Source organism: Rubricella aquisinus (genome assembly GCF_014199445.1).
GTDB lineage: Bacteria > Pseudomonadota > Alphaproteobacteria > Rhodobacterales > Rhodobacteraceae > Rubricella > Rubricella aquisinus.
Genome location: NZ_JACIJS010000001.1, coordinates 499,918 through 522,356, shown reverse-complemented (window position 1 = coordinate 522,356; position 22,439 = coordinate 499,918). Strand labels below are relative to the sequence as shown.

Sequence of the window (22,439 nt, the reverse complement as noted above, 5' to 3'; positions counted from 1 at the left end):
ATTTCCGTGACACCAGAAGCGTTGATCGCGCTGTTTGCCTTGGCGCTTGGCACGGTATGGACGCCGGGGCCGAACAACGCGCTGTTGGCGTCATCCGGCGCGCGCTACGGTTTTCGGGCGACCATCCCCCATGCGCTTGGCGTTGCGATTGGTTTTCCAGTGATGGTGTTTGCCACGGCGCTTGGCCTTGGTGAGGTTTTTCGGGCGGTCCCGCTGATCGGGGAGGTGCTGCGCTGGATCGGCGCGGCGCTGCTGATCTGGCTCGCGTGGAAAGTGTTCAACGCCCCCGCCCCCGGCACCCAAAAGGGCAAAGGGCGGCCATGGCGCTTTATCGAGGCGGCTGCGTTTCAATGGATCAATCCGAAAGCATGGATCATGGCGATCAGCGTGATCTCGGTCTTCGTGACCGGAACGGCACCGCTGCTTGAAGCAGCACTTTGCGCGGGGGCCTATCTGCTGGCCGGGTTGTCATCGGCCCATGGTTGGGCCGGATTTGGCGCGGCCCTGCAACGGTTCTTGTCAACACCGATCCGGCTGCGCGCCTTTAACGGCGTGATGGCGGCCCTGATCCTGATGACGGTCTATGGCCTGATGTTTGCGGATTTGACGGCATGATCCTGACGCTTGAACTTTTGCTGTTCGTCTTTGCCGGGTTGTTCAGCCCCGGGCCGAATGTGATCCTGCTCACTGCCTCTGGGGCGCGGTTCGGGTTTCGGCCAACGGTGCCGCATGTGCTGGGCGTGGCCGTTGGCGTGGGTGTCACGGCAGGGCTGACGGGCCTTGGCCTTGGTGCGTTGTTGCAGGCGATGCCCGTGCTGAAGCTGGTGCTTCAGGTCATCGCGGCAGGGTGGATCCTGTGGCTGGCCTATAAACTTTTCCGCTCCACGAGGACCAAGCGGCAGGAGGCGGGAGATAAGCCTTTCACCTTCATCGAGGCGGTGCTGTTCCAATGGGTCAATCCAAAGGTCTGGGCCGTCGCCTTTGCCGCGTCCGCGTTCGTGGCGGATCAGGGGCCGATTGGCGCGGGTGCCGCGTTGGCCGTTGCTTTTGCCGGGATCAATCTGTGCGTCTGCCTGTTCTGGTCGAGTGCGGGGCACCTCCTTGGTCGGCTTCTGGCGGATGAGCGGCTGTGGCGCATTTTCATGACCGTCATGGCGAGCCTGATGGCCTGTTCGGCAGCGTTGATCTTCCTATGACGGGCCGCTGAGGAGCTTCCATTCCAGCCCGCTGCCCCCCGGCACGGCCTGCGCCATGATCCGTCCCCAGCCAAGGTTCCCGACCCGGATATCGCCCTCGACAACCGGGCGGATCGGCCTGCGGGTCCAAGCTTCGCGCTGCGCGGGCGTTACGCGTTTGAGCCGCCGCTGAAGGTGCCGCGCCTCATAGAACACCGGCAAATGCGGGGCATAAACGACAACATCCCGCATCGCATAGGCGCAGCATGTGTCAAAGGCGAGCCCGGTCTCGATTGCCTCCCGCGCGGCATCGGCCCACCGGGCGCGCCCCCTCTCGGACACATAAAGGATCGCGATGGCCCCGCTCATGGAATGCACGCGCAGCCAATCCGCATCCTGAACACTGGCAAGCGTCAGGCCATGGATCACCCGCCGCCCCACCTGCTCCAGATGCGCGGGCGAAGGCGACAGTGCCCCAAACGGGCTGACGCCAAGATAGATGATATCGGCGTCCTTGGGCAACGGCGGCAGGGCGATCCCATCGCCCGTGAGCGCCAGATCGTTTTCCAGCACGATCTGAGGCAATGGCCCGCCCAGCGCACCCAAATGAGCCCGCGCGCAGGCTTCCGCATGATGCGCGCCAGTGGCGCCATCGGTGAAATCTGCGGTCAGGGACAGACCATCCAACAGCGCCTCCATATGCGCGCGGCGGGCGAATGGGGACGGGCCATCAATGACCGTAAGGGAGGCTGATTTGGGATCGAACGGGCTGGCCATGGGCGCACTCTGCCATGGGGCAGAAGGCTTGGCTATTCCGCTGCTTCGGTCCGCAGAAATCCGCCCGATTGGCGTGACCAGAACTCAGCATAAAGCCCCCGCCGCGCCAGCAGATCGTCATGCCCGCCCTGCTCCACGATCCGCCCGTCATCCAGCACAAGGATACGGTCCATCGCAGAGATGGTGGACAGGCGGTGCGCGATGGCGATGACCGTGCGACCCTCCATCAACCGTTCCAGCGCGGTCTGCACGGCGGCTTCGGTTTCTGAATCGAGTGCGGCGGTCGCCTCATCCAGCAGCAGGATCGGCGCATCGGCAAGGATCGCGCGTGCAATCGCGATGCGTTGACGCTGCCCGCCGGACAGCTTCACGCCCCGCTCCCCGAGATGGGCGTCATAGCCGGAGCGCCCGTTGATATCCTCCAACCCCTCGATGAACTCATGCGCTTGCGCAAGGCGGGCGGCGGCGATCACGTCCTCCCGCGATGCACTTGGTCGGCCATAAGCGATGTTGTCATGGGCGGAGCGGTTGAACATCGCGGTTTCCTGCCGGACCATAGCGATCTGACTGCGCAACCCGTCCTGCGTCAGGTCGCGAATATCCGTGCCGTCCATGCGGATCGCACCGTCCTCCACATCATAGAGCCGCAGCAGAAGGGACAGGGCGGTGGATTTCCCCGCGCCGGATCGCCCGACCAAGGCCACTTTTTCACCCGGTTGGATCGACAGGTTAAAATCTGTGAGCGCCGCGCCCTCCCGACCATAGCCGAAGGCGACATGATCGAAGTCGAGCGCCCCGGTGGCCCGCTCCGGCACGATGGCACCCGGCTTATCGGTCAGCGTATGGGGTGGGGAGAGGGTGCGCGCGCCGTCCTCAATCTCCCCCAGATTTGCGAAAATCCCCATGGCAACAAAGCTGATCCAACCGGACATTTGCGCGATCCGCGTGGACAAAAGCCCAGCAGTGGCGATATCGCCCGCCGTCGCCTGCCCCGCCTGCCACAGCCACAACGCCCCGCCGATCAGCAGAACAGGCAGCGCCCCAGCCAGCAGCATCAGACAGCCGCGGAATGTCACCGACAGGATGCCGAAGGACAACGCGCGCTGGCGGTACACCTCCATTGCGTCCTCAGCGGCGGTTTCCTCCTGCCCGACACGGGCAAAGAGCTTGACCGTGGCGATGTTCGACATCGTATCGACGAGTTGCCCGCTGACGACCGCGCGCGCACCGGCCCGCGCCCGGCTACGTTTTCGGATATGAGGTAAAAAGCGGCTGACGAGCAGGGCATAGACCCCCAGCCAAACGGCCAGCACGAGCGCAAGCCGCCCATCAACCTGCCCCATCACAAGGAGGGAGCCAAGCACGACCGAAACGGCAAAGGTCATGGAATTGACGACTTCGTTAAGGATATCGGTCATCGCGCGGGAGGTCTGGATCGCCTTTTGCGCCAAGCGCCCCGCGAAATCATCTTCAAAGAACCGCAGCGATTGCCCCATCGTGTGCCGGGTGATCCGCGACAGGGCAAGCGGGAACGTGTTGGGCGTCAGCGCCACGTTGTTCACCGCCGCGTTCAGCGTCATCAAACCGGGGCGCAGGATAAGGAAAAACGCGGCGACCGACAAAAGCATCGGCCAGTTATTCGCGAAAAAGCCCGCCTGCCCCTCCGCCAAGGCGAAATCCACGATCCAGCCCAAAAGCCATGCGCCAAATGCCTCCGTCAGCCCAACGCCAAGGCCCAGCACTCCGGCAACGCCGACCACCGGCCATGCCTCCCGGATCGCCCAGTTCAGGAACGGACCAAGCCCAGCGGGGGGCGGCGTATCGGTTTTCGCAAAGGGATCGAAAAGGCGGGTAAAGGATCTGTTCATTCCGTGACAGATAGGCACCCTGCCCGGAAAAGCGAGTGTTAGCCCCGAACACGCCGCAGATAGACGTAATAGGCCCCCGTTCCACCATCCTTCCGATGGGCCGGTGTAACCTGCAACACCATCGGGCCAAGCGGCGCGGCGCGCAACCATTGTGGCACGGCATGGCGCAGCACGCCTTGTCGATCGGGCGCGATGGAATCGCCGCCCTTGCGCCCCTTCCCGGTGATGACCAGAACCACACGGTTTCCGCGATGCCGCGCGGCAAAGATGAAGCCGGTCAGCTCTGCTTTTGCCCGATCGGCGGTCATCCCGTGCAGGTCGATGCGCGCATCGGGGATCAGCTTGCCCTTGCGCAATTTGTCGAACAGGCGCCGATCCATGCCGGGATCAGGGCTGGCTGTCGCCTCTATCGGGTCGGGAGCGAGGTCAAACGTGATCCGCGCACCGCTGGAGCGGTGAGGGGAGGGGCGGAGCACCTTGGATTGCGGTTTCGGGATCGGCGGGGGGGGTGACGGGGGCAGGGCCGTCTCGGTTTTCGGCTGCGGTCTGCTGGGAAAGGATTTCGGCGCGCCATCCTGATGCATCGGCATGGGTTTGAGCGTTTTGGCGACGGTGGACCAAAGCGCGCGCTCCTCCTCCGTGAGGCCGCGCCGTTTTCCGCGCCGGGACACCGCTCAATTCCCGCGCAGAAGGCGGTCTGCGGTTGCCACCGGCAAAAGGGTGATCATGCGGCCATCCCCCTTGACCCGCCCGGCCAACTCACCCGCCGCCGCGCCAGAGCCAAGAAACAGATCAGCGCGCTGCGCGCCCTTGATCGCGCTGCCCACATCCTGCGCGATCATCAGTTGCGCCCATGGGCCGGTGCTGATGTTTGTCTCGATCCAGACAGGTGCACCAAGCGGGGTGTAGGCCGGATCAACCGCAGCACTGCGCCGCGCGGTGACAGGCAGGCTCATCGCGCCAATCGGCCCATCCTCCGGCGCGAGGTTCGTGACCTCCCGGAAAAAGATATAGGACGGGTTATGCTGCAAAATCCGGCGGCCATCGCGGGGGTTGCGCTGGACCCATGCACGAATATTCGCCGCACTCGCCTGATGGATCGAAAAGATGCCAAGCTGCGCCATATGCCGCCCGACAGAGCGGTAGGGATGCCCGTTCCGATCCGCAAACCCGACACGCTTTACGCTGCCATCGGTCATCGCAAGCCGCCCGGAGCCCTGTACATGCAAAAAGAACGCATCAACCGGATCGGCCAGCCATGCGATCTCCAGCCCCCGACCCGCGAGAACGCCATTCTCAATCTGCGCGCGGGTCAGCCATGGCTGGTTCAACTCAGGCGGCGGGCGATAGATCGGGTGCTGAAACTCTCCTGTCCGGACCGGGCTGGCGATCAGTTCCGGCTCGAAATAAGCGGTAAACAGCGGGTCTGACCCATCCGTTATGACAACCGGGCGAAAGGCCGCTTCAAAGAAAGTGCGCGCGTCGAACGCATATTCGGCAGCCTTACAGACACCGCGCCATTCCATATCAGTGACAAGGCTGTTGCGCGGGGTCAGACCACAGCTTTTGCGGAAGGTGTCCAGTGCCGCGGCATGGTCATCCTGACCCCAGCCCAGAATCTCGGAAAACCGCAAGGGTTCGTATCGCACCGTTTCCGCCATGCTGGCATGGGGTGCGATCAGAAACGCCAGCGCGGCCAGCGTCGTATGCAGGCCGCGCAAACGCATGAATTACTCGCCCGTCGCAACCAAAAGCCAGTTGGGATTGTCCGACCCCATAACGCGGGAGAAGGTCCAGAGGTCTTTTTGCTTTTTCACGGTATTCGGGTCGCCTTCGACGATGTTGCCATCGCTGTCGCGCACCACGGTCGTCATTTCGCCCACGAACCGGATGGTCAGGTCGCCCACATTGTCCATCTCGTCGAATTGCGCCTTCTTCAGCGTCACTTCGCTGACGCCGATAAACTGCGCTTCGACCTCAAGCCCCTGCTCCTCCCGTGCGTCAACAGCGGCGCGGAACCCGGCATAGACGTCGGGAGCAAGGAATTGCTCAAGCGTGTCGAGATCACCGTTTTCATAAGCCATCAGGATCATTTCATAGGCCCCGCGCGCCCCGCCGAGGAAATCAGACACATGGAAAGACGGCTCCACCCGCTTCATCGCGGCAAGCGCCTTACCATCGTCGCTGTCGGGATCGACGTGATCGGCAATGTCCTGATCCACGCCGCCGCCTTCGATCACCTCGAACGGAGCGGAGCCATCCCCCCGGTCAGAGGCCGGAGCGCGCGTGCGCAATTCATCGGGATTTTGCTCATAGCCCGTCCGTGTTCCCAGAAGCGAACGCAACCGCAGCACAAGAAAAATGGCCACGCCCGCAAGCACCATCAGTTGAACCATAACCCCATCCATCTCTTTTAGCCTTTCGCCAAAAACCGCTTGCGCGCTTCTCACAGCGCCTGTTCATCCCTATCTAAGGTCGCGAGGCGGTTAAGTCCATGTTTGGTGGGTGCGGCGGGCTGTCAGATTGTGAGGAATCATGTGGATTTTCGTGGCGCTGATCGTTGTGCCATTGATTGAGATCGGATTGTTCATCCAAGTTGGTGGGTGGATCGGCCTGTTTCCAACGCTGGTGACGGTGATCTTGACCGCTGTTCTGGGGGCGGCGCTGTTGCGGCAGCAGGGGATGGGCGAGCTTGCAAAACTTCAGGCCAGCCTGAACGAAGGCCGCGATCCGCGCGGGCCATTGGCGCATGGGGCGTTGATCCTCGTGGCAGGGATCGTTCTGCTGACACCCGGCTTTTTCACCGATGCGATTGGCTTTGCCCTTTTGGTGCCGCCGGTGCGCAGTGCGGTGATCAGTTATCTGGCCAAGCGGATTACCTCAAACATACACATGCAGGCTGGTGCCGCGACAGCGGACCGGCATCCGCCCGCATCGGAGGACATCATCGACGGGGATTACCGGGTTGAGCCAGAGGATATTCCCGATGATGGCCCGCGCGGCAGTTCCGGCTGGACCCGCCGGGACTGACCCTGTTGTCGGCCTTGGGCCAACCTGATAAGCCTGCGGCCAACAGTCAGATACACACATTCAGGAGAGACACATGGCAGAGGAAACCCCCGCCGCAAACGGCGCGCAGGCGCAACCGCAACCCCCGCGCATGCAGGTGCGCACCCAGTATATCAAGGACATCTCGTTCGAGAACGTGATCGCCCAGAAATACAAGGCACCGACCGGCGCACCCGATGTGAAAGTGGGCGTCAACCTTGACGGCAAAAAGCTGGAGGACGGCACATTCGAGGTCGTCATGCATATCGAGGTAAAGGCGACCGCCGCGACTGAGCCGATGTTCCTTCTGGAAATGGACTATGCTGGCATCTTCACGATTGAGAATGTGCCGAACGAGCAGCTTCATCCCTATCTGATGATCGAATGCCCGCGCATGTTGTTCCCCTATGTGCGCCGGATCGTGTCGGACGTGACCCGCGACGGGGGCTTCCCGCCGGTGAATGTGGACAATATCGACTTTCTGCAACTCTATCGCAACGAGATCGCGCGCCGTCAGGCTGCGCAAGCCGCACAGCCAGAAGGCACTGCGTAAACGCATCCCGAACGTATTTGGAGAAGGGCGGCCAATGTGCCGCCCTTTTTCATGCGCGCCAGAACGCCTTTTCCCCCAGCGCATCGACAAACGCGTCATGCGCCGCCTTCTCCGCCTCTGTCAGGCGCGAGGGGAGCGGGCGCGGCCGGGCCGGTGGTGTCCAATCCCCGGTGGGATTGGCCGTGGTTGTCAACTGTTGCGCGCCCGACAACCCGAAATCCGGCTGCCGCCCGCCGATCAGCTCCAGATACACTTCCGCAAGGATCTCACTATCCAGCAGCGCACCATGTTTTTCGCGCGCGGAATTATCGACGCCAAACCTGCGGCACAGGGCATCGAGGGAGTTTTGCGCGCCGGGAAACTTCTTGCGCGCAATGGCCAGTGTATCCAGCGACCGGGACATGGGGATCGGCTCGAACCCCAGTTCCTTGAGCTGGTAATTGATGAAATGCATGTCGAAGCTGGCATTATGCGCCACGAGCGTCGCATCCCCGACGAAATCCACGAATTTCTGGGCGATCTGGGCAAAGACGGGTTTGTCTTTGAGAAAGTCGATGCTCAACCCGTGTACGTTAAATGCCTCCTCGGGTATGTCGCGTTCGGGATTGATGTATTCGTGAAATACATTCTCTGTCGGCAGGTGGTTGACCAACTCGATCGCACCGATTTCGACGAGCCTGTGCCCCTCTTCCGGTTTGAACCCGGTGGTTTCCGTATCCCAAACAATCTCACGCATGTGGCACCCCTGTCAGCCGTGCGATCAGAGTGTGCACTGCCGCGCGCGCGGCCTCAATCCCATGGGAGGTGTCGATCACCGTATCGGCCCGCGCGCGTTTGTCCGCATCGGGGGTCTGGCGGGCGAGGATACCATGAAACGCCTCTTCGGTCATGCCGGGGCGGGCCAGAACGCGGCTGCGCTGCACCTCCGTCGGGGCCGTCACCACAACGATATGATCAAGCCAGCCATCCGCGCCGGTTTCAAACAGAAGCGGTATGTCAAACAGCCGGAGCGGGGCGTCCGGCGTACCTGCAATAAAATCCGCCCGGTCTTGGGCGACAAGCGGGTGAATGGCCGCTTCGATCCGGGGCATGAGGCTTTCATCGGCCATGATTGCGGCGCGCAGCTTCGCGCGGTCAACGCCCTCGTCCGTGACCGCATCGGGGCAAAGTACTGCGATTGCCCGCGCGCCACCGCCACCCGGTGCGTAAAGCTGATGCACGGCGGCATCCGCATCCCAGACAGGCACGCCTGCATCGCGGAAGAAGCCAGCCGTGGTGCTTTTGCCCATGCCGATGGAGCCGGTCAGACCGATATTGATGCTCATGCCGACAGGACCGCCGCGCGCAGATCATCATCCACATCGGGCCGCACACCGAACCAATGCTGAAAACCGGGCGCTGCCTGATGAAGCAACATGCCAAGCCCATCCACGGTCACCAACCCGGCCTCCGCCGCGCGGGACAGGAAGGGCGTGATAAGCGGGGCATAGACAATATCGGTGGCAAGCGCCGATTTGGGGGCTGCCTCAAAGGTCAGGTTCAATGGCGGCTGGCCGTCCATGCCCAGCGATGTGGTGTTGATGATCGTTGCGGTGTCGGCCATCGCCCCGGCGGCCATATTCCAATCGACCACTGTGACCCGCGCCCCGAACCGTTCGCGCAGGGCCTCCGCACGGTTGCGGGTGCGGTTGGCGATGCGGATCTCTGGCGCGCCTGCCTGAACCATCGCGGCAACAATCGCCTTTGCCGCGCCCCCCGCCCCCAGCACAAGCGCTGGCCCGGATTTCGCGGACCAAGCAGGCGCGTGATGTTCAAGATTGGAAATGAACCCATAACCGTCTGTATTGTCGGCATAAATTCCGCCATCTTCGCGAAACATGATGGTGTTGGCCGCGCCGATCAACGACGCGCGATCGCTCACCTGATCGGCCATGGACAGGATGGTTTCCTTATAGGGAATGGTCACATTGATCCCGCGAAAGCCGAGCTTAGGCAGGGCGCGGATGCCCGTTTCAAAATGCTCTGGCCGCAATTCGATGGGGATGTAGTGACCTGCAATGCCATAGCGCCGCAACCAGTGGCCATGCAGCGCGGGCGACCGGCTGTGACCGATCGGGTTGCCGACAACACCGGCGAGGAGGGGGGCTTGGCTCATTCGATCAACACCTTTCGTGCCCTCAGAAAACCCAACACTTCAAGCAAGGGCAAGCCGAGGACGCTGAAATAATCCCCCTGCACCCGAGAGAAAAGCTGCGCCCCGCGTCCTTCCAGCCTGTAGGCTCCGACGCAATGGAGGATTTCATCACCCTCCGCATCGAGATAATCCTCCAGAAATGCGTCTGAGAAGGGTCGCATCACCAGTTGCGCCCGCCCGATATGCCGCCAGACAGGGCGACCTGCCTCACTGATGACGGCGGCGGACAAAAGCTCATGGCTTGATCCGTTGAGGTGGCGCAAATGCTCCGCGGCCTCCGCCCGGTTGGCGGGTTTGTCGAACAGGCGGCCTTTATGCACAAGCACCTGATCGCAACCAAGCGTCAACGCCTCCGGGTGCCGGGCTGAGATGCGCAGGGACTTCAACTCCGCCAGTTTGTCGGCAATGTCGCGCGGCGGGGCCTCCTCCGCGAGCATCGCGGCCTTGATGCTCGCCTCATCGACGCGGGGCACATCGACCTCAAAGGTTACACCGGCATTGCGCAGGCTTTCGGCCCGGATTTTGGAACCGGAGGCTAGAATAACGGGCTGTGTCACGGTTTGGCTGCTTTCTTTCGCATCTCTAGCTGCACGGCAGCGGCGGTTTCCTCGATGGAGCGGCGGGTGACGTCGATCACTGGCAGGGAGTGCCGGTCGAAGAACAGGCGCGCCTCTGCGACTTCTTCCTGAATGGTGGCGAGGTCAGCATAATCCACCTGATGCGTACCGCCGAGTGTCTTGAGCCTGTTCTTGCGCACCTGTGCCAGCCGATTGGGCGTTGCGATCAGGCCGATCACGGCGGCACCTGCGCGGATCGCCTCCAGCAAAGCGGGCGGCTGCGGCTGACCCGGGACAAGCGGCACATTCGCGGCCTTCACCCCCTGATAGGCGAGATAAATACAGGTTGGCGTTTTGGACGTGCGGCTGACACCAACAAGGATCACATCTGCGGATAAAAGGTAATCCGCGCTGATCCCGTCATCATGGCTCATGGCAAAATCAATCGCGTTGACCCGCTCAAGATATTGATCATCCACCGTGTGCTGATTGCCGGAGCGCGGGTTCGGCACCTGATCCGTCAAATCGGCCACCGCGTCGATCAGGGGATTGAGAAGGGGCACGAGCGTTATGTTGCGGCGCCCCGCTTCGTCCTCCAAGAGCCCGATCAGGGCGGGATCGGCCAAGGTATAGACAATCAGGCAGGGCGTGGGCGGCAAGCCAGCGAGGATTGCCTCAAGCTGACTGGTGGAACGGATAAAAACATGCCGGTGCTGCGTAAACGGCTTATCATCAAAGAGCGCGAGCGCGGCGCGCACGGCGGCAAATCCCGTCTCTCCGGTCGAATCAGAGAGGATGTGAATGTCGAATTTCGATGCCATCGGCTGCCTCACCCTGCGCTTAACTCTGGGGATAAGTCGTGTATGGCGGGGCGACGTGCGGGGATCAATAGAAGGACGCATGCCGTTTCATCGACACAGCACCCTGTTTCAGCGTTTTTGTGCCGAAACCATCCCGTCCACAGGCAGGCTCAGGGTGGGGAATGATAACTTGGACGCGGCGCCGGATTCCCCAAGCAGAGTTGGTTTGACCGGGCTTGGGCGTTGTGGATAAATCTGTGTGCGAAATACGATGGGATATTCATCCACAGGATTCACAGGCTCTACACCATCATAAAAAATATCTTCGATATTATTTATATAGGAAGCCTGTCTGTAACGGATTGAATGGATGGCGAACCTCCCGTAAAAATAGGGAAACAGAGGGTCCTTATGATTGATATACTGATCACTGCTTATCCATGGATCAAAGCATTCCACCTGATGGCAGTAATTGCATGGATGGCGGGGCTTTTTTACTTACCTAGACTGTATGTTTACCATACGGAACGGGCTTCTGTTGGGTCTGAATTCTCAGAAACATTGAAAGTGATGGAGGCGAAATTGTATCGTCTCATCATGAACCCGTCGATGATCATGACATGGGTTCTGGGCCTGATCCTGGTGGGTATTCCGGGTGTGGTCGATTGGGGATCAGGGTGGTTCTACGTCAAGTTCGCCTGCGTGTTAGGAATGACGTGGTTTCATCATTGGCTTGGTCAGCGGCGGAAGGATTTTGTTGCGGATCAGAACAGCGTGACAGGTCGACATTACCGCCTGATGAATGAGGTGCCGACCGTTCTGATGCTGGTGATCGTGATCATGGTGATCGTGAAACCGATCTAGGCCGCATTGACAAAAGCGCCCTTTAAATCCATATGGGCTACATACGCCGCTGTTCTGGGGCGATTTTTCCGAAGACAGACATTGCACATGTGACACCGTTTCTGGCTTCACCTGTGGTCTATTCTATCAGGCGACTTCATGGATATTGAAAAACTCTCTCTTGCTGAGCTGAAGGCGAAAAGCCCGGCTGAACTCGTGCGCATGGCCGAGGATCTTGAGATCGAGAACGCGCCGTCGATGCGCAAGGGCGAGATCATGTTCGCCATTCTCAAGGAAATGGCCGAGGAAGGCTGCGAAATCTCTGGCGATGGAGTGCTGGAGGTTTTGATGGATGGGTTTGGGTTCCTGCGCTCACCCGAGGCGAACTATTTGCCAGGCCCGGATGATATTTACGTCAGCCCAAACCAGATCCGCAAATTCTCCCTTCGGACGGGAGATACGATTGAGGGTGTGATCCGTGCCCCGAAAGAGGGCGAGCGGTATTTCGGATTGGTCAAGGTATCCGCGATCAATTTCGAGGATCCTGAAAAATCTCGCCATAAGGTGAATTTCGATAACCTCACACCGCTCTACCCAGATGAGCGGCTGATCATGGAAGTGGATGATCCGACGGTGAAGGATCGGTCCGCGCGTGTGATCGACCTTGTCGCTCCTATTGGGAAAGGGCAACGCTGCCTGATCGTCGCCCCGCCGCGCACGGGTAAGACGGTGCTTTTGCAGAACATTGCCCACTCGATCGAGCGCAATCACCCGGAATGCTATCTGATCGTTTTGCTGATCGACGAACGGCCGGAGGAAGTGACGGACATGCAACGTTCGGTCAAGGGGGAGGTGATTGCCTCCACATTTGATGAACCGGCGACGCGGCACGTTGCGGTGTCCGAAATGGTGATCGACAAGGCGAAGCGGCTGGTTGAGCACAAGCGGGATGTTGTGATCCTGCTGGATTCCATTACGCGGCTTGGCCGGGCGTTCAACACGGTTGTGCCCTCCTCGGGTAAGGTTCTGACGGGTGGTGTGGACGCGAATGCGTTGCAGCGGCCAAAGCGGTTCTTCGGTGCGGCACGGAACATCGAAGAGGGCGGATCGCTGACGATCATCGCGACGGCCTTGATCGACACCGGCAGCCGGATGGATGAAGTGATCTTTGAAGAATTTAAGGGCACGGGTAACTCCGAACTCGTCCTGGATCGGAAGGTTGCGGATAAGCGCGTGTTCCCGGCGATGGACATTCTGAAATCCGGCACCCGGAAAGAGGATCTGCTGGTCGACAAGTCCGACCTGACCAAGATGTTCGTTTTGCGCCGGATCCTGAACCCGATGGGGACGACGGATGCGATCGAGTTCCTGTTGTCGAAGCTGAAACAGACCAAGACGAATTCGGATTTCTTCGACTCGATGAACACCTGATCGGGGTTGGATTGGCTTAAGGCGGCTCCGGTCAGGATTGTCCTGCCGGGGCCGTTTGCTTTTGGAGGTGCGGATGGCGGACACGATTTTTGCCTTGGCAACGGCGCGGGGTCGGGCCGGTGTTGCGGTTGTGCGGGTGTCGGGACCGGGCGCGTGGCGGTCGGTTGAGGTGTTTGGGGCGCGGGTGCCTGTGGCGCGACGGGCGGCGTTGCGAACTCTGCGTGATCCGATGGATGGCGCCGTGTTGGACGAGGCGCTCGTGCTGCTGTTTGAGGAAAAGGCGAGTTTCACGGGTGAGCGGGTTGCGGAGTATCAGCTGCATGGCTCGGGCGCGGTGGTATCCTCCGTCCTGCGGGTGCTGAGTGGCATGGATGGATTTCGGCTGGCCGAGCCGGGGGAATTTTCGCGAAGGGCGCTTGAGAATGGCCGGATGGATTTGGCGCAGATCGAGGGTTTGGGCGATCTGATCGAGGCGGAAACCGAAGCGCAGCATCGTCAGGCGATGCAAATCATGCGTGGCGCGTTAAGCAAAAAAACGGATGATTGGCGTACCGATCTGGTGCGGGCGATGGCGTTGACGGAAGCAACGATTGATTTCGCGGATGAGGAAGTACCACAAGATGTCTCTGAAGAAGTGCTTGATCTGATTGAGAAAACACGAATTTCACTGAGAGCGGAGATCGCGGGTGCTGCCATGGCGGAGCGTATACGCGATGGATTTGAGGTGGCGATTGTTGGGCGCCCGAATGCGGGAAAGTCGACATTGCTGAACGCGCTTGCGGGGCGTGATGCGGCGATCACGTCTGATATCGCGGGGACGACCCGTGATGTGATTGAGGTGCGGATGGATTTGGCGGGATTGCCGGTCACGCTGCTTGATACTGCTGGGTTGCGGGAAACGGAGGACGCGGTTGAGGCGATCGGTGTTGACCGGGCACGGGCGCGGGCACGGGATGCGGATTTGCGCATTTTCCTACTTGAGCCGGGGCAGTCGGAGCCTGATCCGGTGCCAGAGCGGCTTTCTGCGGATATCGTGGTTTCGGGGAAAGCGGATGTGACGGGCCGGGGTGTGTCGGGTGTTACGGGGGCTGGGCTTGATGCGCTTATCAGCCGGGTTGGTGAGATTTTGAGCGATCGGGCGCGCGGCGCGTCCTCTGCCATTCGGGAGCGGCACTTGATTGCGATGAACGAAGCGGTTGCCGCTTTAGACTCGGCGGAAATTCATGTAAGGGGTGGTCAGGATTTCGTTGATCTGGCGGCTGAGGAATTGCGGCGTGCGGTGCGTGCGCTTGATTCCGTTTTGGGTCGGGTTGATGTGGAGCATGTGCTGGACGAGATTTTCTCTAGCTTTTGTTTGGGCAAGTGAGGACGTTTCACGTGAAACATTCTGATTTTGACGTGGTGGTGATTGGCGGCGGTCATGCCGGTTCGGAGGCTGCGCAGGCCGCGGCGCGGATGGGCGTGCGCACCGCTTTGGTGACCCATCAATTCGCCAAGATTGGCGAAATGTCCTGCAATCCCGCGATTGGCGGGCTCGGTAAAGGGCATCTGGTCCGTGAAATTGATGCGCTCGATGGCGTAATGGGCCGCGTGGCGGATGCTGCCGGTATTCAATTCAGGCTGCTTAACCGCCGTAAGGGGCCTGCTGTTCAGGGGCCACGATGTCAGGCAGATCGCGCAATTTATCGCGCCGCGATGCAGGCAGAATTTCGGCGTTATGACAATTTGACGGTGATTGAAGGCGAGGTGACCGATCTGCGCGTCATCGACGGCGCTGCAAAAGGCGTGATCCTGCGCGACGGGTCCGAGGTGCGGGCGCAGGCCGTCGTGTTAACCACGGGCACGTTTTTGCGCGGTGTGATCCATATTGGCGACAAATCCCACGCAGGTGGTCGGATGGGAGAGAACGCGTCTATCGCTTTGGCGGAACGGATCGACAGCCTTGGCCTCCCTCTGGGGCGGCTGAAAACCGGGACGCCGCCACGGCTCAACGGCAAGACAATCGATTGGTCAAAGGTGGATATGCAGCCGGGTGATGATGACCCGGTGCTCTTTTCGTTTCTGAACAAGGCACCGGAGGCACGCCAGATCGCCTGCGGTGTCACGCACACGAATGAGCGGACACACGACATCATTCGCGAAAATCTTGACCGATCGGCGATGTATGGTGGGCATATTGATGGTGTTGGTCCGCGCTATTGCCCGTCTATTGAGGACAAGGTTGTACGGTTTGCGGATAAGACCTCTCATCAGATTTTTTTGGAACCGGAAAGCTTGAGTGATGATGTGATTTACCCCAACGGCATCTCTACCAGCCTGCCCGTTGAGGTTCAGCATGAGTACGTGAGGTCGATTAACGGGCTTGAACAGGCTGAGATTCTGCAGCCGGGCTATGCGATTGAGTATGATTACGTTGATCCGCGGGCACTGTCCCATACGCTGGAGTTGCAGGCGATGCCGTGTTTGTACCTCGCCGGGCAGATTAACGGTACGACAGGGTATGAGGAGGCGGCGGCCCAGGGGCTTGTTGCGGCGCTGAATGCGGCTGCGATGGTTCGTGGTGATGGCCCAGTCGTTTTCGATCGGGCTGATGGGTATATTGGCGTCATGGTTGATGATCTGGTGACGCGTGGCGTGACGGAGCCTTACCGGATGTTTACCTCGCGGGCGGAATTCCGGCTGTCCTTGCGCGCGGATAACGCAGACCAGCGATTGACCCCGCGCGGGATTGAGATCGGCTGCGTGGGGGAGGAGCGGCGGCGCATATTCGAATCGAAAGCAGAACGCCTTTCTACTGCTATGAAATTGGCGGAGCAGGTGTCTGTAACACCGTCGGATGCGGCCAAGAAGGGGCTGAAAATCAATCAGGATGGCGTGCGCCGGAATGCGTTGGGGCTGTTGGCGTTTCCCGATATTGAGTTGAGCGATCTACAGCCGATTTGGCCCGAACTTGCCGAGATTGATCAAGATATTGCGGAACAGGTCGTTAGAGATGCTAGATATGCGCCTTATATCGCGCGCCAAGCAAACGATATCGCGGCTATGCGGAAAGAGGAAACACTGATTATTCCGGCTGATATGGATTATCAGAATGTGAGCGGGCTTTCGAATGAGCTAAAGACCAAGCTGTCGAAGATACGACCGGGGTCACTTGGGCAAGCGGCAAGGATTGATGGAATGACGCCAGCTGCGTTGACGCTGTTACTGGGGCAGATTCGGCGCTCTTCGATGAAAACGGCGGTTTGATTTTGAGCGAATTCGCGCTGCCTAAGGGGATCTCTGTTTCACGTGAAACATTGGATCGGCTTCAAGTCTACGCTGATTTATTGGAGCGTTGGCAGGAGAAGATTAACCTTGTTGCGCCGTCTACCATTCCGGATTTATGGGAGCGCCACTTTGTGGATAGCGCTCAGATTTATTCCTATGCGCCACACAACGTACGAAAATGGGTCGATCTGGGCAGTGGTGCTGGCTTTCCGGGTTTGGTTGTCGCAACGCTCGCGCATGAGGCGAACCCGGATATTGCGTTCACATTGGTGGAGAGTGATGCGCGTAAGGGGGCCTTTCTCCGCACCGTTATTCGTGAGTTAGGATTGAATGCCACCGTGTTGACCTCTCGCATTGAAGCAACGGAGCCACAGAAAGCTGATATTGTGTCGGCGCGTGCCCTTGCCCCGCTGGATAAGTTGCTTGGATATGCGTATCCTCACCTAAATGCGGATGGTATCTGCATTTTTCATAAGGGCGCTCGCGTTGGTGAAGAGCTCGTGCAGGCACGAAATCTGTGGTCATTTGACGTTACGCACAAGGAATCGCTAATTGACCAAGAGAGCACTGTGCTTATTTTGTCTGGAATTCATCATGTCTGATCCATCTGCCCGCATTATCGCACTGACCAATCAAAAGGGTGGGGTCGGAAAGACGACAACGGCAATCAACCTGTCAACAGCTCTCGCTGCGGTTGGAAAGCGTGTCCTGCTGATTGATCTTGATCCGCAGGGGAATGCGTCGACTGGCTTGGGCATTGATGCATCGAATCGGGACGTGTCGACCTATGACATGTTGCTTGACGGGCGGTCGTTGGTGGATGTTTCACGTGAAACAATAGTTCCAGGCATGTTTATCGCCCCGGCATCCGTTGATCTGTCATCCGCCGATGTTCAGTTGGCGGAGGATAGGGGGCGACTGCACCGTTTGAAGGACGCAACGGAGGAAGTACGCGGCACCTACGATTATATCCTGATCGACTGCCCACCATCGCTCAACATGCTGACCTTGAATGCTATGGCGGCAGCGGACAGCGTCCTCGTCCCCCTTCAATGCGAATTTTTCGCCCTCGAAGGGTTAACACAACTGATGAAAACCGTCCGTGAAGTGTCCCAAACCGTTAACCGATCCCTTAAAATCGAGGGGATCGTCTTAACCATGTATGACCGTCGAAATAAGCTGTCCTCCCAAGTCGAAGAGGACGCACGCGACACGCTCGGCCCACTCGTTTACCAAACAGTCATTCCCAGAAATGTCCGTTTGTCCGAGGCACCATCCCATGCGATACCGGCATTGCTGTACGATCATGCAAGTTCAGGCAGTCTGGCCTATCAGAAATTGGCAGCGGAATTGCTGTCCCGTCAAAAGTAGAATTCGAGGCAAAGAGAATGGCACGCAAAGTTGAGAAAAAGGGACTGGGCCGCGGACTTTCTGCCTTGTTGGCCGACACTGATACAACAAACCAGCCTCAAGCAAACTCTGGGCAAACCATTGTTCCAATTGAGAAACTCGTAGCCAATCCTGACCAGCCGCGTCGTCATTTCAATGAAACAGACCTTGCTGATCTGACACGATCCTTGAAGGAAAAGGGCATCCTTCAACCGCTCATCGTGCGCCCGGATCCGGCCAAATCTGATCGCTTTCAGATCGTTGCAGGGGAGCGCCGCTGGCGGGCAGCGCAGCGGGCGCAGATCCATCAGGTGCCCGTTGTCATTCGCGACCTGAGTGATACCGATGTGCTTGAGATCGCGATCATCGAGAATATCCAACGCGCCGATCTTAACCCGATTGAAGAGGCGCAGGGCTATCGTCAGCTGATGGATAAATTCGGCCACACCCAGGAAAAGTTATCAGAAGCCCTTGGCAAAAGCCGGTCCCACATCGCCAATCTGCTGCGTCTGTTAACCTTACCCGACAGTGTGCAGGAGTATGTTGTCACCGGCAAATTGTCCGCAGGGCACGCGCGGGCGCTGATCACCTCGGATGATCCGGCGAAATTTGCAAAGCAGGTCATCGACCAGAACCTTTCGGTTCGTCAGACGGAACAGTTGGTCAAGGCGCCACCTGTTTCTAAAGGTCAAAGCAAGTCGCGGGCATCGACGAAAGATGCCGATACCCGCGCGCTTGAGGCTGACCTTACCGCTCATTTGCGGCTCAAGGTGAGTATCGAACACACATCCTCCGGTAAGGGTGAATTGCGCATTCGATACTCCAATTTGGATGAGCTGGACGGGCTGTGCCAGCTCCTCTCACAAGGTTAATGCTTCACACCCCAGCCGCCCCCGCCGGGTGTGTGCATGACAAACACGTCACCAGGGTTAAGTTGCGCCTCATCATTGCCTGACAGGGTGTCAATCTGACCGTTCGCACGACGAACCGAGTTCTGACCCGTCGCACCGGGCGCACCGCCGTCACCGCCAAAAGGTGGCACTGACCGGTGGGATGACAGGGCCGTGGCCGTGACGGGCACAAGGAATTCAACCTCCCGAACGATCCCGTCGCCACCCTGATGCGCGCCCGTGCCGCCAGACCCGCGGCGGATGCCAAACCGTTGAATTCGAACAGGAAATCTTTGCTCCAGAATCTCTGGATCGGTCATTCTTGTGTTTGTCATATGGCTGTGAACAGCGGATGTGCCATCGAATGTCGGCCCAGCACCCGTGCCGCCAGCGATGGTTTCGTAGTTCTGGAAATCATCATTGCCCCAGACGAAATTGTTCATCGTACCCTGACTGCCAGCAATCACCCCCAGCGCGCCAAACAGGCAATCCGCGATGGCCTGACTGACCTCGGTATTGCCTGAAATGACCGCCGCTGGATAAACCGGATTGATCATGGAGCCTTCTGGAATGGTTAATTTAAGCGGCTTCAGGCACCCCTCGTTCAGCGGAATATCCACCCCAACCAGACAGCGGAACACATAAAGCACGACCGCATGCGCAATCGCCTTTGGCGCGTTGTAGTTGCCCGGATGCTGGTCGGATGTGCCAGTGAAATCAATCTCCGCCTCACCCTTCTCCGCATCGACGGCAACGCGCACCTTGATCTGTGATCCGTCATCCAGCGGATAGGTGAATTCCCCGTCCGACAGGCGCCCGATGATCTGCCGCACGCTGGCCTCCGCATTGGCCTGAACATGGCGCATATAGGCCAGCACGGTGTCCAGCCCGAAGGTTTCGATCATCTGGTGCACTTCGCGGATACCGGTCGCATTGGCAGCGATCTGCGCTTCAAGGTCGGCCATGTTCTGATCGACATTGCGGCAGGGATACTGCCCGGATTGCAACAGCTTGCGCGTTTCAGCGTCCCGCAATTTTCCACCCTCGACCAGATGGAAATTGTCGATCAGCACGCCCTCTTCCTCGATATGCTTACTGTCCGGCGGGGCAGAGCCGGGGGTGCGCCCGCCAATATCCGCATGGTGCCCACGGGAGCCGACATAGAACAGGATCTCGGCCCCGTCCTTATCGAACACGGGCGTGATCACCGTGACATCGGGCAAATGCGTCCCGCCGTTGAACGGCGCGTTCAGCATAAAGCTGTCGCCCGGTTTCATCTTACCCGCATTGAGGCGCGCAATCGTCCGCACGCTTTCGGACATCGAGCCCAGATGCACCGGGACATGGGGCGCATTGGCCACCAGATTGCCCTCCGCATCGAACAGGGCGCAGGAAAAATCGAACCTTTCCTTGATGTTAACGGAGTACGCCGTGTTGGCGAGGGTCGCGCCCATCTGCTCTGCAATCGACATAAAGAGGTTGTTGAACACCTCCAGCAGCACCGGGTCAGCATCCGTGCCGAGTGCCACCGCCTGTTTGCGGGCCGCGACCCGCTCAAGGATCAGGTTGCCGCGCCCGTCGATATGGCCAGCCCAACCCGGCTCGATGATCGTGGTGCCTGTCGGCTCACAGACAATCGCGGGACCGGATAGCGGCACATCGGCGGGCAGGGTGCCACGGTCATACACATCGGCCGTATGTTCCGTGCCATCCGCGTATACCGTAACGCGGTCAATCGGGGTGGCTTCGGTGCTGTCAGAACGGATCGGCGCACTGTCCGCCCCGGTTTGGCCAATCGCCTCGACCGTCAGCATCTCAATCAGGACGGTGCGATCATGATTGGCAAAGCCGAACCGTGCGGTATGCGCCTCATCAAACGCGTGGCGCATCTCATCTGCGGTGCCAAATGGCACGGCGAGGCTCTGATGCGAACCGTCATATCGCAGATGCGCGCTTTCCACGGTTTCAATGTCGGACGCGGCGATGCCCTGGCTGCGCACCTCTGCCCGTGCTTCATCGGCAAGCGCGCGTAGGCGTTCGCCCGCTTTGGCTGCGTCACACAGGGGCAGGTCGGATTGCTCCTCCCGCAGGGCGCGAATGTCGGCCAGCCCCATACCAAAGGCGGACAGAACACCGGCAAAGGGATGCACGAACACACGCTCCATCCCCAATGCATCGGCAACGAGGCAAGCATGTTGTCCGCCTGCGCCGCCAAAGCAGTTCAGAGTGTAGCGAGTGACGTCATATCCCCGCTCGACACTGATTTTCTTGATGGCGTTGGCCATGTTCTGCACCGCGATGCTGAGGAACCCTTCCGCCGTGTCGCGGGCGGATTTGCGGGGCGCGCCCGTGCGCAGCGCGATTTCGGCGGCCATTTCCTCGAATTTCGAGTGAACCGCCGCCACATCCAGCGGCTGATCACCGGTTTTGCCGAAAACGGCGGGGAAATGTGTGCCGCTGAGTTTACCAAGCATGACGTTGCAATCGGTCACCGTCAGCGGCCCGCCCCGGCGATAGCAGGCGGGGCCGGGATCGGCACCCGCACTTTCCGGGCCAACCTGATAGCGCCCTTCGCGGAACGACAGGATCGAGCCGCCGCCCGCTGCCACCGTATGAATATGCATCATCGGCGCACGCATCCGCACGCCCGCGACCTCCGTTTCAAAGGACCGCTCATAGGTGCCTGCGTAATGGCACACGTCGGTGGAGGTGCCGCCCATGTCAAAGCCGATCAGCTTGTCAAATCCGGCATCCTCAGCCGTCCGCACCATGCCAACGACACCGCCCGCCGGGCCAGAAAGGATCGCGTCGCGCCCCTGAAACAGCGCGGCATCTGTAAGGCCACCATTGGATTGCATGAAATAAAGCCGCTCACACGCGCCGCCCTTCACATCAATCGCCGTGGCAACCCGATCCACATAGCGCCGCAAAATGGGGGAGAGGTAGGCATCCACCACTGCCGTATCGCCTCGCCCGACCAGCTTGATCAATCGGCTGACATCATGGCTGGGGGTGACTTGGGTGAACCCGATCTCACGCGCAATCTCTGCCGCGCGTTGTTCGTGCTTCGGCTCCAGATAGGCATGCATGAACGCAATCGCGACGGAGCGCAGCCCCTTGTCATAGGCCGCCTGAAGGGAGGTGCGCACGGCCTCCTCATCCATATCAGTGATCACGCTTCCATCTGCGGCAAGCCGTTCGGAGACTTCCGCCACATCGGAATAGAGCAGTTCGGGCAGCCGGATATCGAGGTCAAACAGCTTTGGCCGTGCTTGAGTGCCGATTCGCAACAGATCGCCAAACCCTTCGGTGATCAGCAGGAGTGTTGCTTCCCCTTTCCGTTCCAAGAGGGCATTCGTGGCAACGGTCGTCCCCATTTTCACGGCAGAGATACCGCCGGTGGGAAATGCCTCGCCTTCTGTCAGGCCCATCATCTGCCGGATGCCTTCGACCGCAGCATCCTCATATCGTTCAGGATTTTCCGACAAAAGTTTCTTTGTCACGAGCGTGCCATCAGGCATTCTGCCAACAAGATCGGTGAAGGTGCCCCCGCGGTCGATCCAAAACTGCCATTCTTTTGAGTGCGGGCGCATTTTTGCCTCCATAAATGAAAAAACTGTTGATTTGTTTTCAGAACGCTTGCAATT

22 protein-coding genes are annotated in these 22,439 nt (G+C 59.5%); 11 read left to right on the top strand and 11 right to left on the bottom strand.

Annotated features, from left to right (window positions below):
• Nucleotides 1-6: 6 nt before the first annotated feature.
• Nucleotides 7-615 carry a LysE family transporter gene (locus FHS89_RS02450; protein WP_184008100.1) on the top strand — a complete coding sequence of 203 codons (609 nt, stop codon included), beginning with the start codon at nt 7-9 and terminating at the stop codon, nt 613-615.
• Complete coding sequence (locus FHS89_RS02445; RefSeq protein ID WP_184008098.1) at nt 612-1,196, top strand: LysE family translocator; 585 nt, start codon at nt 612-614, stop codon at nt 1,194-1,196. The genes FHS89_RS02450 and FHS89_RS02445 overlap by 4 nt, the downstream gene beginning before the upstream one ends.
• On the opposite strand, the gene FHS89_RS02440 is transcribed toward FHS89_RS02445, so the two are convergent.
• The 5 genes from FHS89_RS02440 to FHS89_RS02420 are packed head-to-tail and all read right to left on the bottom strand — an operon-like array spanning nt 1,191 to nt 6,216.
• Nucleotides 1,191-1,952 carry a hypothetical protein gene (locus tag FHS89_RS02440; RefSeq protein ID WP_184008096.1) on the bottom strand — a complete coding sequence of 254 codons (762 nt, stop codon included), beginning with the start codon at nt 1,950-1,952 and terminating at the stop codon, nt 1,191-1,193. The genes FHS89_RS02445 and FHS89_RS02440 overlap by 6 nt on opposite strands.
• Before the next feature lie 32 nt (nt 1,953-1,984).
• The gene (locus FHS89_RS02435) at nt 1,985-3,820 is read right to left on the bottom strand and encodes an ABC transporter ATP-binding protein (RefSeq protein WP_184008094.1); all 1,836 of its coding nucleotides are present in this window, start codon (nt 3,818-3,820) and stop codon (nt 1,985-1,987) included.
• Between the two features lie 38 nt (nt 3,821-3,858).
• On the bottom strand, nt 3,859-4,491 hold the full coding sequence (locus FHS89_RS16405) for a Smr/MutS family protein (protein WP_343051319.1): 633 nt from the start codon (nt 4,489-4,491) through the stop codon (nt 3,859-3,861).
• Between the two features lie 3 nt (nt 4,492-4,494).
• Nucleotides 4,495-5,541, bottom strand: a complete 1,047-nt coding sequence (gene mltA / locus FHS89_RS02425) for a murein transglycosylase A (protein WP_425502771.1) — start codon at nt 5,539-5,541, stop codon at nt 4,495-4,497.
• Between the two features lie 9 nt (nt 5,542-5,550).
• Entirely contained in the window at nt 5,551-6,216 is a 666-nt protein-coding gene (locus tag FHS89_RS02420) for a Tim44/TimA family putative adaptor protein (protein WP_343051318.1), read from the bottom strand.
• A gap of 139 nt (nt 6,217-6,355) precedes the next feature.
• On the opposite strand from FHS89_RS02420, the gene FHS89_RS02415 reads away from it, so the two are divergent.
• Complete coding sequence (locus tag FHS89_RS02415; protein WP_184008088.1) at nt 6,356-6,850, top strand: FxsA family protein; 495 nt, start codon at nt 6,356-6,358, stop codon at nt 6,848-6,850.
• A 73-nt stretch (nt 6,851-6,923) separates the two neighbouring features.
• A complete protein-coding gene (gene secB, locus FHS89_RS02410; RefSeq protein ID WP_184008086.1) occupies nt 6,924-7,421 on the top strand; it encodes a protein-export chaperone SecB in 498 nt (165 codons plus the stop codon).
• 49 nt (nt 7,422-7,470) lie between these two features.
• On the opposite strand, the gene dnaQ is transcribed toward secB, so the two are convergent.
• The 5 genes from dnaQ to FHS89_RS02385 are packed head-to-tail and all read right to left on the bottom strand — an operon-like array spanning nt 7,471 to nt 10,993.
• Nucleotides 7,471-8,157, bottom strand: coding sequence for a DNA polymerase III subunit epsilon (dnaQ, locus tag FHS89_RS02405; RefSeq protein WP_184008084.1), 687 nt, complete (start codon nt 8,155-8,157; stop codon nt 7,471-7,473).
• Nucleotides 8,150-8,746 (bottom strand): dephospho-CoA kinase, encoded by a 597-nt coding sequence (gene coaE / locus FHS89_RS02400; protein ID WP_184008082.1) that lies wholly within the window; start codon nt 8,744-8,746, stop codon nt 8,150-8,152. Before coaE ends, dnaQ begins: the two co-directional genes overlap by 8 nt.
• On the bottom strand, nt 8,743-9,576 hold the full coding sequence (locus FHS89_RS02395) for a shikimate dehydrogenase (protein WP_184008080.1): 834 nt from the start codon (nt 9,574-9,576) through the stop codon (nt 8,743-8,745). The genes coaE and FHS89_RS02395 overlap by 4 nt, the downstream gene beginning before the upstream one ends.
• Complete coding sequence (locus tag FHS89_RS02390) at nt 9,573-10,172, bottom strand: Maf family nucleotide pyrophosphatase (RefSeq protein WP_184008078.1); 600 nt, start codon at nt 10,170-10,172, stop codon at nt 9,573-9,575. The genes FHS89_RS02395 and FHS89_RS02390 overlap by 4 nt, the downstream gene beginning before the upstream one ends.
• Nucleotides 10,169-10,993, bottom strand: coding sequence for a pyruvate, water dikinase regulatory protein (locus FHS89_RS02385; RefSeq protein ID WP_184008076.1), 825 nt, complete (start codon nt 10,991-10,993; stop codon nt 10,169-10,171). Before FHS89_RS02385 ends, FHS89_RS02390 begins: the two co-directional genes overlap by 4 nt.
• 345 nt (nt 10,994-11,338) lie before the next feature.
• Between FHS89_RS02385 and hemJ the strand changes: the two genes are divergently transcribed.
• The 7 genes from hemJ (at nt 11,339) to FHS89_RS02350 (ending at nt 18,774) form a co-directional block, all read left to right on the top strand.
• Nucleotides 11,339-11,836: a protoporphyrinogen oxidase HemJ gene (hemJ, locus tag FHS89_RS02380; RefSeq protein ID WP_343051317.1), complete on the top strand. Its 498-nt coding sequence runs from the start codon at nt 11,339-11,341 to the stop codon at nt 11,834-11,836.
• Nucleotides 11,837-11,974: 138 nt separating this feature from the next.
• Nucleotides 11,975-13,246, top strand: coding sequence for a transcription termination factor Rho (gene rho, locus FHS89_RS02375; RefSeq protein ID WP_184008072.1), 1,272 nt, complete (start codon nt 11,975-11,977; stop codon nt 13,244-13,246).
• A 73-nt stretch (nt 13,247-13,319) separates the two neighbouring features.
• Nucleotides 13,320-14,612, top strand: a complete 1,293-nt coding sequence (gene mnmE / locus FHS89_RS02370; protein ID WP_184008070.1) for a tRNA uridine-5-carboxymethylaminomethyl(34) synthesis GTPase MnmE — start codon at nt 13,320-13,322, stop codon at nt 14,610-14,612.
• A gap of 11 nt (nt 14,613-14,623) precedes the next feature.
• Entirely contained in the window at nt 14,624-16,492 is a 1,869-nt protein-coding gene (mnmG, locus tag FHS89_RS02365) for a tRNA uridine-5-carboxymethylaminomethyl(34) synthesis enzyme MnmG (RefSeq protein WP_184008462.1), read from the top strand.
• A 2-nt stretch (nt 16,493-16,494) separates the two neighbouring features.
• On the top strand, nt 16,495-17,115 hold the full coding sequence (rsmG, locus tag FHS89_RS02360; RefSeq protein WP_246413518.1) for a 16S rRNA (guanine(527)-N(7))-methyltransferase RsmG: 621 nt from the start codon (nt 16,495-16,497) through the stop codon (nt 17,113-17,115).
• Nucleotides 17,108-17,884, top strand: coding sequence for a ParA family protein (locus FHS89_RS02355; RefSeq protein ID WP_184008068.1), 777 nt, complete (start codon nt 17,108-17,110; stop codon nt 17,882-17,884). The genes rsmG and FHS89_RS02355 overlap by 8 nt, the downstream gene beginning before the upstream one ends.
• A 17-nt stretch (nt 17,885-17,901) precedes the next feature.
• Nucleotides 17,902-18,774 (top strand): ParB/RepB/Spo0J family partition protein, encoded by an 873-nt coding sequence (locus FHS89_RS02350; RefSeq protein WP_184008066.1) that lies wholly within the window; start codon nt 17,902-17,904, stop codon nt 18,772-18,774.
• Here FHS89_RS02350 and FHS89_RS02345 read toward each other — a convergent pair.
• Nucleotides 18,771-22,385 carry a hydantoinase B/oxoprolinase family protein gene (locus FHS89_RS02345; RefSeq protein WP_184008063.1) on the bottom strand — a complete coding sequence of 1,205 codons (3,615 nt, stop codon included), beginning with the start codon at nt 22,383-22,385 and terminating at the stop codon, nt 18,771-18,773. The genes FHS89_RS02350 and FHS89_RS02345 overlap by 4 nt on opposite strands.
• Nucleotides 22,386-22,439: the final 54 nt, after the last annotated feature.